This is a genomic window from Candidatus Oleimmundimicrobium sp., assembly GCF_030651595.1.
Classification (GTDB): domain Bacteria; phylum Actinomycetota; class Aquicultoria; order UBA3085; family Oleimmundimicrobiaceae; genus JAUSCH01.
In genome coordinates this window covers 1-10,705 of the sequence record NZ_JAUSCH010000105.1, presented here as the reverse complement: position 1 = coordinate 10,705, position 10,705 = coordinate 1, and the positions used below count along the sequence as shown (strand labels likewise).

Sequence of the window (10,705 nt, the reverse complement as noted above, 5' to 3'; positions counted from 1 at the left end):
ACAACAGAAGAGCAAAAAAAGAAGTGGTGAGATTGCGTAGAATATTTCCTTTAAAACAATGTTGTAAATAACATAAACATTCGGGATTTCAAAAACTTTTTCAAAAATTCCCGTTTGAGAACCCGTTAATGAACTGGGGCTAAAAACTATGTGATACAAAATCCATGGAAGGGGAACGATAAAAGGTAATACGGCAAAAGAGATGAAAGACGGCTTAATCCATTTAAAGTCCTTGTTTCTGATGATTTCCCAAATAACGATGGCACCGATTATTAGAATTGAGGGCAATTTGGAAAATAATCCAAAGCCCAGCAAAACCCCCGCTATAATTCTATTCTTCCATTCATTTTCCTTTCCGGACTTAATATAAAAATAGAGAGCGGCCAAGGTAAACGCTATGAAGGTCGATTCTATCTGAACATTTCTTCCAACAAGAATAAACGCCGGACAAAAAGCCAAAAACGCGGCTCCCAACAGAGCCACCTTTTTGTTGTAAAGCAAGCGACCAATTTTGTAGGTGAAATAAACAGAGACCGCCGAGAAAAATATCGGGACAATTCTAGATGATACCTCACTTACTCCAAACAATTTATAGCTAATATATAAGAAAACAGTGAAGAGCGGAGGGTTGTTAAAATCAGTTGATTTTTTCAGAATATTGATTATCGGTTGGTCTAAAAATGATTTGGCATAAGAAGCATAATAAGCTTCATTGCACCCATGGAACCCTCCGAAAGCGCCCCCGACCCGATAGAGTTGAAACAAGACTGACGCGGTCATAATGAGCGCAAGCCAAAACCAATCTTTTTTCAATATTTTGTCAATTTTGGCTCGATTTAAAACCAGCTCCCGCAATCAATTCCTCCACATTATTTTTTAGGTGCTCTTTTTTAAATTTCTCAGCGAATCACTTGCAGCTGCTATCGTTTTCTTAATATCTTCATCACTATGAGCGGCTGAAACAAAAGATGCCTCAAACTGAGAAGGAGCAAGATAAACTCCTCTTTCCAGCATATTTTTAAAGTAAAGGGCATATTTTTCAATATTTGAGTTCTTAGCAGTTTTGTAATCAACCACTTTTGAATCGTTAAAGAACATGCAGCTCACCGAGCCTACTCGGGTACAATAAACATCCACCCCGGCATCTTGGGCTGCTTTTTTAAGTCCATTTGACAATTTTGCCGCTTTTTCTTCCAGCTTCTCATAAATATTTCTCTTGGCTAAAATTTTAAGCGTGGCAAGCCCCGCCGCCATCGCCACGGGGTTGCCGGAAAGTGTTCCCGCTTGATAGACCGGCCCCACGGGAGCAAGATACTGCATAATCTCTCTCCTGCCACCAAAAGCCCCTACCGGAAATCCGCCGCCGATAATCTTGCCTAAGCAAGTTAAATCCGGAGTTACTCCATAAAGCTCTTGAGCCCCACCGTAAGACACGCGAAATCCCGTGATAACCTCATCAAATATTAATAAAACGCCGTATTCTTCCGTTATCTTTCTTAAACCTTCAAGAAATCCGGGCTTTGGAGGAACAACACCCATGTTAGCCGCAATTGGCTCCAGTATCACGCAAGCTATTTCCTCATGCCGTTTTTTTATAACATCCTCAACTGATTCAAGGTCATTGTAGTCCAAAATAATTGTATCTTTGGCCGCTCCTTCGGTAACTCCGGGGCTTCCCGGAATCCCAAGCGTGGCAACTCCTGAGCCGGCAGCGACAAGCATGCTATCTGAATGGCCGTGATAACAACCGTCAAATTTTATAATTTTATTTCGGCCTGTATAACCCCTGGCTAACCTTATGGCGCTCATAACGGCTTCCGTGCCGGAACTAACCATCCTGACCTCGTCGATGGAAGGAACGGCTTCAATAACCTGTTTTGCCATCTCAACTTCCAGTTCGGTCGGGGCGCCAAAACTGGCCCCTTTCTCTAAAGTTTTCTCAACTTTGCCAATGACCTCGGGGTGAACATGGCCTAAGATAAGCGGCCCCCAGGAACAGACGTAATCGATAAACTCATTCTTATCAACATCATATATTTTGGAACCCTTACCTCTTGAAATAAAAAGAGGTTCCATATTTACCGATTTAAACGCCCTAACCGGGCTATTTACACCACCGGGAATATACTGTTTGGCGTTTTCAAACAATCTCTTTGAATTTTTAGTATTTAAACTCATTCTCGCTCCTTAATTAAACGAATTTTTTCTTTTGCCTTATAATTATCTTTTTCTATCTCCAAAACCTTAGCATATGCTTTTGCTGCTTCCTCATCAAGACCCTTTCTTTCATAAACCTCTCCAAGCTCAAACCATAAATTTAACGAGTAAGGCTCAACTTCCAACCCATTCTGAATTGCAGAAATTGACTTATCAAACATGGATTCGTTTAAAATAATTCCTCCTAAATAGTAGGAACGTGCCAATCCCCAATAACCTAAAATATCAAGCGGGTTTCGCTTTATCGCTTCCTCAAAGGAAAAAATCGAACTGCTCAACATCCCTTCTTCTTCAGTTACTTCAAACGCCCGTAAATAAGTTCTACCGAGATAAAACCAGTACCTTTCCTCGTAAGGGTCATTTTTTATAACTAACAAGTTTTGATTTAGCTCACCGGAAAGATCATTTTTTTCTATGCGCCTAAATGCGTTTCCTAAAAAAGTATCGGCCAAAAAAGCTTTTGTTCCCGTATTAATTCCAATTGAAAGAAAGACCGCGGTCAAAATAACTACAAAACCCTGCAATAACTTTTTCTTTTCCGGTAATTTAAATTCCTTAAAATAAGCGCTCTCTGAAACATCCCCACCTTGAACAAGGCCAACAAGCAAACCCATGATTATCCAGAAAATCGGAGTTACATAAACCATAGTAAAGCTAAATTGGATATTAACAAAATAAGCAACGCAAGCGCACAAAAGGCCGATGGAAATAGCCCGCAAACTACCCTTCTCCATCTTAATTATCTTCTTCCACGTAACAAAGAAAAACAAAGAAAAAATCCAAACATAACTCAATAACCCGGCAATTCCCTGACAAACAAGCACTTGAAGCAAGTTAAAATGAGCATTATCAGTAAAGGCGTTAACGGCAACGCTTGCCCAATTTGGCTGGAGATACCTCGGATAAACCAAGCCAAAACAGTCGGGGCCCACCCCAAGCAACCGGTAATCAGGAACAATTTTTACAGCTGTTTTCCAGATAAATAAACGGTCTAAAACCGAACCTCCCTTGAGATTAAAAAGCGAACTAAGTCTTCCGGCAAAAGGCAGGGAAGATAAATTTTTCTGCCCCAAGAAATTAGCTCCAAAGAAAATCGCGACAATTAGAATAACGATGGTCAAACTTAAAAAAATAGCTCTTTTGCTTTTAAAAAAACTCTCTTTATTAATTAATATTAAACAGAGAAGCCCAACCGTTATGCCAAGCCAGGATGCTCTGGTATAAGTTAAAACAAGGGATGTTGAAGTAAGAAAAAAGGTAAGGCAAACAAGCCACTTGGGCAAATTTATCTGCTTTAAGTAAACCATGCTCACTAACGCCAGAGGAACAACTAAAGCCAGATAAGCACCTAAATAATTTGAATTTCCTAAAAGAGAGCCACTTCGACCCAGATCAATTGGGCTACCGTAATTAAAAAGACCGAGGTAAAAATGATTAATTATCCCAAAGGCAGCGACAATGCAGGCTGAAGCAAATAATACAACCAGCAAAACTTTTCTATCACCGGAAGTCCTAAAAAAATTGACCGTGACAAAATACAGAAACGCATAGATAAGAAGAGCTAAAAATCCATCATAACGCATATACTCCCCATAAAAAGCAGTATGCAGATGAACCGAAAAGATGGTAGAAAGACCGGCAAAAAAGAGAAAAAGGGAAATCGGCAAATCAAGAAAGGACCTTTTAAAAGAGCTTTTTCCAGAAGAAATTAAAATTAACCAGGACAAAAAAATAATTAAAGACATTAGACGCAAAAAAATGACTTTAGGAATCGCGAATATCTGCCCGCTTAGTGGATTAATTAAAATTGGGAGAAAAAAGATTAATAAAAGAGTGCTCCACTTAATGATATTCTCAAAAAATATCCTCAGAGTTTCGTTTTCATCTTTTACCGAGACAACTTCTTTTTCATGCATTTATTTCTTCCGCAAAGTATTTCATGCTGACTTTCTTAAACTCTTTTGTGCTGTATAAAAGCTCATAATCATCAATACCCGTTGCTTTGGATATCTCTTTGGCCGCATCTTCGCATTCCCGGCGGCTCCTGCCATGAATCATGGTAAATAAATTGTATGGCCATTTTGGATAGGTCGGGCGCTCGTAACAATGGCTAACTTCTTTAAAGGAAGCCATAATCCTTCCCACTTCATCAGTTTTTTCTTTAGGAACAATCCACGCTCCCATAGCATTAAATTTAAAACCGGCCTTTTTATGCCTTAAAATTGCCCCAAATCGCCTGATAATCCCTTTTTTCTCCCATTCTTTGAGTTTGTCAATAACCTCATTTTCTTTCATCCCGATTTCATTGGCAATTATTTTAAAAGGTTGGATACATAAGAGCATATCCTCTTGAATTTGCTTAATTAAACTTATTTCTTTCACAGAAAATTCGTGCTTTTGAGTTTCCGGCTCTAACTTTTTTACTTCCGACTCCCTGCCTGCCTGCCTGCCGGTAGGCATGGCTAACTGACTTGTTGGCTCACCCAAATCAAATTTCACCCCGATTTTAAAAATTCTCGTGGCAGGAAGGTAAAGTAAATCGGAAATACCGGTTTTAGTTTTAATCTCCTCAATTATCGATTTTAACTTCTTCTCCGATGGAGCGGTTAAAGTAAACCAAAGATTGTAATCATAGTTTCGAAGATAGTTGTGGGTTACCCCACTATAACCATTAATTAAATTTGCGATGTTTTTAACCTGCCGCGGCGGAACCTTCATTGCCAAAAGCGTACTCACATAACCCAAACTTTGAGAATTAAAAACGGCGCCAACGCGCCTTATAATTTTCTCCTTTTTTAACTTATTAAGACGAAAAATAACTTCTTCTTCCGTTAAACTAAGTTCTTTTGCAAGTGCCTGAAATGGCCTTTCAACTATTGGAAAGTTGGGTTGGATGATATTTAATAATTGCTTGTCAATTTTATCCACGCAAATCAGCCCCAAGGAAATTAAAAAATGAAAAATGTTAAAAACAGCCTTTTAAAGCAGCCCTAAAACCAGCTCTTAAAATCAGCCGATAGCCCTTTATAAGTTGGGAGTCAAACTTTTTAATTAAAAAATATAAAAATGCCGTGCCTGCCGCCGTGCCTACCGGCAGGCAGGGCAGGCAGGTAAAAATAAAAACGATAATGTAAAATTTAAAATGTTAAGAACAAAATCTCCCCCACCTTAATCCTCCCCCGTCAAGGGGGGAAGCTGAGATTGCTTCGTCGCCTACGGCTCCTCGCAATGACGGGGGGTGTCGTTACACTCCCTCGCAATGACGGGAAAGAACTGCTCTATACTCCATCAGTCGGTAGTCAGAAATTTGTTGGTTTTGAGATTACTTCGCCGCTCCGTTCCTCCCGCCTACCTGAGACAACCACCGGTGGGCAGGCCATAATGACGAGAAAGAATTGCTCCTTAATCCTTACCCCTTAATCCTTTCCCCTTGTTTTGCCTTCGGTTCGTACACACAGTACGGCTCCTCGGCCAGGTAGTTTCCTGTTCTTGCATAAGCTCGGGCTCTGCAGCCCCCGCAGACCTTCTTGTACTCGCAGATACCGCACTTTCCTTCTAACTTTGAAAAATCCCTTAAATCGTTAAAAATTTTAGAATTTTCCCAAATTTCTTTGAACGGCTTCTTTCGCGCATTTCCACAGTCAATTTCAAGATAACCGCAGGGCTGAATCTGTCCTAAGTGAGAAATAAAACAAAAAGAAGTTCCTCCAAGACAACCCCTGGTCATTGCATCTAAACCATGAGTTTGAACAGTAATCTTTCCTCCCTCTTCTTTTGCCCGTTGTCTCATGACGCGATAAAAATGAGGAGCACAAGTTGCTTTTAGCTGAATGGGCACTTCCTTCTTTTTATCATAAAACCAATTGAGCACTTTTTCGTAGTCTTCCGGAGGAATTTCTTCATTGGCTAATTCTTTTCCCCGACCGGTTGGCACCAATAAAAATATATGGTGAGCAACAGCTCCTATCTTAATGGTCAGGTTTAAAATATCTTCAATTTCATCGATATTTCGTTTGGTAATTGTGGTATTTATTTGAAATTCAACACCCGCTCTTTTGGCTGCCTCCAGCCCTTTGAGAGATGCCTCAAAAGCTCCTTTTACGCCCCTAAACTTATCATGAACTTCAGGAATTGCACTATCCAAACTTACGCTTACGCGGGGAATACCAACTTCAGCCATCTTGCGAGCAATATCATCAGTGATAAGGGTGCCGTTAGTAGCTATAACCATGCGCAATCCTTTTCCCATACCATATTTTGCGATATCAAATACGTCTTCCCGCATTAACGGCTCACCGCCGGTTAAAATAATTACGGGATTGCTAAAACTCACTATATTATCGATTAAAGCAAAACATTCCTCAGTAGAAAGTTCATTGGGATTTCTTTCGCTTATTGCTGATGCCCGACAGTGGGCACACTTAAGATTACAAACGCCTGTAATTTCCCAAGCAATCATCCTAAGCGACGATGCCGCTTCAGCTTCCAGACTCCAGCTTCCAGACTCCAGCTTTGATTTGTCTTTATGTTTTTTTTGCATCCTAGTTTTTATACCCCCTAAAGCCTGATGGCTGAAGCCTGCCCGCCTCTGGCGGGACTATCGACTTATTTACTTCAGCCAATTGGCAACATCCTTTGCATGGTAGGTTAAAATTATATCGGCGCCGGCTCTTTTAAGCCCTGTTAAAATTTCCATTACCACTTTCTTCTCATCTATCCAGCCCTTTGCAGCGGCTGCTTTTACCATTGAGAACTCACCGCTTACATTATATGTCGCAACCGGATAACCTGTTTCTGACTTTACGAGCTGAATCACATCCATATAAGCCATGGCAGGTTTTACCATTATTATGTCGGCACCCTCTTCTATATCCAACCTTGCTTCGCGCAAGGATTCAAGTACGTTTGGCGGGTCCATCTGGTAAGAACGTCTATCCCCAAACTGGGGAGCAGATTCAGCCGCTTCCCTAAAGGGGCCATAAAAAGCTGAGGCATACTTTGCCGCATATGACATGACGGGTAAATCCTGATATCCATTTCCATCAAGGGAAGCCCTTATGGCAGCCACCCGTCCATCCATCATGTCCGACGGCGCCACCATATCAACTCCCGCCTCAGCATGAGAAAGTGCGGTTTTTGCCAACAACTCTAATGTTAAGTCGTTTAAAACTTTGCCGTCTTTCACAAGTCCACAATGACCGTGACTTGAATATTCACATAAACAAACATCAGTAATAACCAAGATATCCGGAACTGCTTTTTTTATCGCCCGAACGGCTTCCTGCACAATCCCTTTATCATCATAAGCCCCTGAAGCTGCTTCGTCTTTATTTTCCGGCAAGCCAAATAAAATTATGGCGGGGATGCCTAAATCCCTTACTTTCTTAACTTCTTCCGTCAGTTTATCGATAGAAAAATGATAATTACCCGGCATAGAAGAAATCTCTTTTTTAATTCCTTCGCCGTGAGTTACAAACAACGGATAAATTAAATCATCGATACTTAAAGAGGTCTCTCTAATCATTCGACGAAAGTTTTCATTCTGCCTTAACCTTCGAGGACGATACTCAGGAAAATACATTATTTATGCCTCCTTCCTATGCCTCTTTCTTAACTTTTTTAACTTCTTCTTTCTCTTTTTTGGCTTCTTCTTTTTTAACTTCCGGCAGCATCACAACCCCAGTTGGTTTAGGAGCAATGTGGTCAACTAATCGTTTAAACTCTTTGTAAGCTAAAAAAAGAATCACAACCAAAAAAATTGGGTATAAAAGACTCACAATTGCGCCCCCATACTGCAAAACATATACATACCATGGAGTAAGTCCCATCATTGTAAAAATCACCTCCTCAAATCAGTTTATAATCTATAGTTTGTTGATTATGGTTAACATGTATTATATATTTTTTAAACAAAGGTTCCAATAGACAAAAGGGATATATAAAAATAACAACCCTATATAGCCATGATTTTCTTGGTAGGCTTTCCAGGGCGGCTTTCAAACTATTTTTGTTGTAAAAGGGTTATTCACGCCTGCAAGAATTTTATTAAAAAGATTTTATTCATACATGTCATTCAGTATTTCACTGGAATTATCAGGGTTTCGATATCCGCCAACCGTAGGATCGTAGGAAGTTAAGGGTAGTGTATAGGTTCGTCCGGTAGAAGGTGACATAAGATCTGACTCTTGTCCCATTATCGCATCAGAAAACTCGTGTGAAGTTCGATCCTGCGACCTATTTTTATACTCCCATGATTCCATTAATGGTGATGAATCATTTGCTAAATCCGTAGCAGTTGGCAAACGAACTTTGTCAATTCCTCCTGCTTTTGACGGATTAATGATAGTAATCGATTGGGCTATTCTTTCCAAAGTTGGTGCCCATTTACCCCATTTTTCAGGCGTTGTCTGAAAAGCTGTTATCATCCCCATAAATTGTCCATACCCATTCAGCACTCCCGCGCTTGCCTTTGCTTTTAGTCTTTGGCCATTTTTATCAAAAGTAAACGTCTTTGTCTTTATTACCCACGAAAGTCCGGAGACCGGGTCTTTTACAGTTTCTTCGACTGACTGATTTTCATACCGCACTCCCGTTGCCCCAATAGCTTCTAACATAAAACTGATAAAACCGTCCGGTGTCTGATAACCGTACCAACCAACAGCTATTACTCCAGAAACCCCTACATTGGAATCTGTTGGATTAACTACTTCAATACCGCTTTCATTGTCGGTAACATCCCAGCCCTGAGGCACTTTTGCACCGAAAACTGATCCATTATAAAAAACTAGAGTGTAGGGATATTCCACCGGTTTATCTTCCGGTTTCTTTTCCGGTTTCTTTTCTTCCTGACCATTCGTTGTTTTTGTGCTCCCATTATTTCCTTTTCTTACCTCTGAGATATAGAAATATCTCAACATAAAAAGGGTGCTTAAAATCAACGATAAGCCGGCAGAAACAACAATGACAATAACTAGTTTTTTATTAAATTTTATTTTCATTTTTCCCCTACAATTATAATCTCTTTGGCAGCGAACCCGGGCTGATTTCTTTAATCAAAAGTTATTTTACTTTCTCTATAGTAAAATCAATCCCTTTTGATCTTAGCTCCTGATAATCAAATTCCGTATCTGAAAAATCATTAACACCCGCGTCATCAAAATATTGCTCTAATATATATCTATTCTCATTAAATAAGGCTAAATTGTCCCCTGTCTTTTGATTAAAAAGACCTTCACTGTCTGCCATCAACAATTCTGTTTCAGCCATCTTGATCAGTCTCATAATAATATAAGCAAATCCTCTGTTATTCTGTATAGCCAAATAAGTACTTGGCTGATTTTTCTTAATATATTTAATGTGTAAAGTAACAAAATAGAGTTGTCTGGCTAAATTCGATGATGCCGACACGCTACCACCAAATCCACTCTTACCCTTGAAATTTCGTGAATTTCGGACACTCTTTGTATACGCGTTAACTTCATCAACTGATACTAATAAATTTTGTTTACTCTCTGAAAGATACAGGAAATCAAAGTCGGTTGGTTCGTTTATATATTGCAATAAAACTTCCCCCGAAGGGAGCATTTCATATAAACTTAGTCCATCTTTAATGGAAATTTTCTTATCTTCTATTAAAAAAGCGTCTTCAAAGAGAGTGGAATGTGTCAGTTCATGAGACAAGAAATCACTCATATCTTCATCATTATTCTTAAAATTATTATATATATCTATAAAAAGATCTTGATTGTCAAAAATTCTATGAACAATTACAAAATATCCTTCAGGATATATTTCTTTGATTCTCAGCATTTTTTCTTTTGCTTCCTCATAATCATCTTTGGAGAATATCTTTGAAAGCATACTAAAAAATTCTGCTTCTTTTGCATTTGATATCTTATAATCCGGTGTGTCGATTTTAATAAATAATTCTGTCTTATTTTTATTCTTTTGATAATTGTCTGTTGACTTGTTTGATAAATAAATTGACACTATCGTCAACCCAACAATCGCTATGAATGTCAAAAAACACATAATTAAACAACCTTTTGCAAGACAACTTTTATGTGTTTTCTCTAATGGTTCTATATCATTTTTTTCTTTCACAAACATATTCTATCATAAATAAATAATAGCTATATCCAACTTTGCCGGGACTTCACAGGCCAAACTTCGCTCTAACACTGGCTTGCAAACGAAGCTTCGAAGAAGCGAAGTTTGGCCTGCCATTCGTAGCCCGAAAGATATTTGTAAAATTTCTTAAACGATTTTTTTGCCCTCCTTCGCTTAAGAAAAACTACGGAAGGGCATTCTTCACCTTTCAGGCGAAGAATGGTGGAGGTGAGCGGATTTGAACCGCCGACTTCTACCATGCGAAGGTAGCGCTCTCCCACTGAGCTACACCCCCATATATATTAGCTAATAGCTACTACGTCGCTATCGCTTTATTATAAATGTAAAACGCAAAGTGTAAAATGTAAATTTAAATACC

9 protein-coding genes and 1 tRNA gene are annotated in these 10,705 nt (G+C 39.2%); all 10 read right to left on the bottom strand.

Annotation, left to right across the window (positions count from 1 at the left end; genetic code table 11):
* A partial coding sequence (locus Q7U95_RS06210; RefSeq protein ID WP_308752817.1) for a glycosyltransferase family 39 protein occupies nucleotides 1–855 on the bottom strand: 855 nt, incomplete at its 3' end.
* A 21-nt stretch (nucleotides 856–876) separates the two neighbouring features.
* Nucleotides 877–2,178 carry a glutamate-1-semialdehyde 2,1-aminomutase gene (gene hemL / locus Q7U95_RS06205; protein WP_308752815.1) on the bottom strand — a complete coding sequence of 434 codons (1,302 nt, stop codon included), beginning with the start codon at nucleotides 2,176–2,178 and terminating at the stop codon, nucleotides 877–879.
* Nucleotides 2,175–4,133 (bottom strand): O-antigen ligase family protein, encoded by a 1,959-nt coding sequence (locus tag Q7U95_RS06200; RefSeq protein WP_308752813.1) that lies wholly within the window; start codon nucleotides 4,131–4,133, stop codon nucleotides 2,175–2,177. The genes hemL and Q7U95_RS06200 overlap by 4 nt, the downstream gene beginning before the upstream one ends.
* Nucleotides 4,126–5,145, bottom strand: coding sequence for an AsnC family transcriptional regulator (locus tag Q7U95_RS06195; protein WP_308752811.1), 1,020 nt, complete (start codon nucleotides 5,143–5,145; stop codon nucleotides 4,126–4,128). Before Q7U95_RS06195 ends, Q7U95_RS06200 begins: the two co-directional genes overlap by 8 nt.
* Before the next feature lie 481 nt (nucleotides 5,146–5,626).
* Nucleotides 5,627–6,757, bottom strand: a complete 1,131-nt coding sequence (gene ahbD / locus Q7U95_RS06190; protein ID WP_308752809.1) for a heme b synthase — start codon at nucleotides 6,755–6,757, stop codon at nucleotides 5,627–5,629.
* Between the two features lie 69 nt (nucleotides 6,758–6,826).
* A complete protein-coding gene (hemB, locus tag Q7U95_RS06185; protein WP_308752808.1) occupies nucleotides 6,827–7,798 on the bottom strand; it encodes a porphobilinogen synthase in 972 nt (323 codons plus the stop codon).
* A gap of 16 nt (nucleotides 7,799–7,814) precedes the next feature.
* Nucleotides 7,815–8,048 (bottom strand): hypothetical protein, encoded by a 234-nt coding sequence (locus Q7U95_RS06180; RefSeq protein ID WP_308752807.1) that lies wholly within the window; start codon nucleotides 8,046–8,048, stop codon nucleotides 7,815–7,817.
* 225 nt (nucleotides 8,049–8,273) lie between these two features.
* Entirely contained in the window at nucleotides 8,274–9,215 is a 942-nt protein-coding gene (locus Q7U95_RS06175) for a hypothetical protein (RefSeq protein ID WP_308752805.1), read from the bottom strand.
* A gap of 61 nt (nucleotides 9,216–9,276) precedes the next feature.
* Nucleotides 9,277–10,320, bottom strand: coding sequence for a hypothetical protein (locus Q7U95_RS06170; RefSeq protein ID WP_308752803.1), 1,044 nt, complete (start codon nucleotides 10,318–10,320; stop codon nucleotides 9,277–9,279).
* A 226-nt stretch (nucleotides 10,321–10,546) separates the two neighbouring features.
* A tRNA-Ala gene (locus tag Q7U95_RS06165) sits at nucleotides 10,547–10,621 on the bottom strand.
* Between the last annotated feature and the right edge of the window lie 84 nt (nucleotides 10,622–10,705).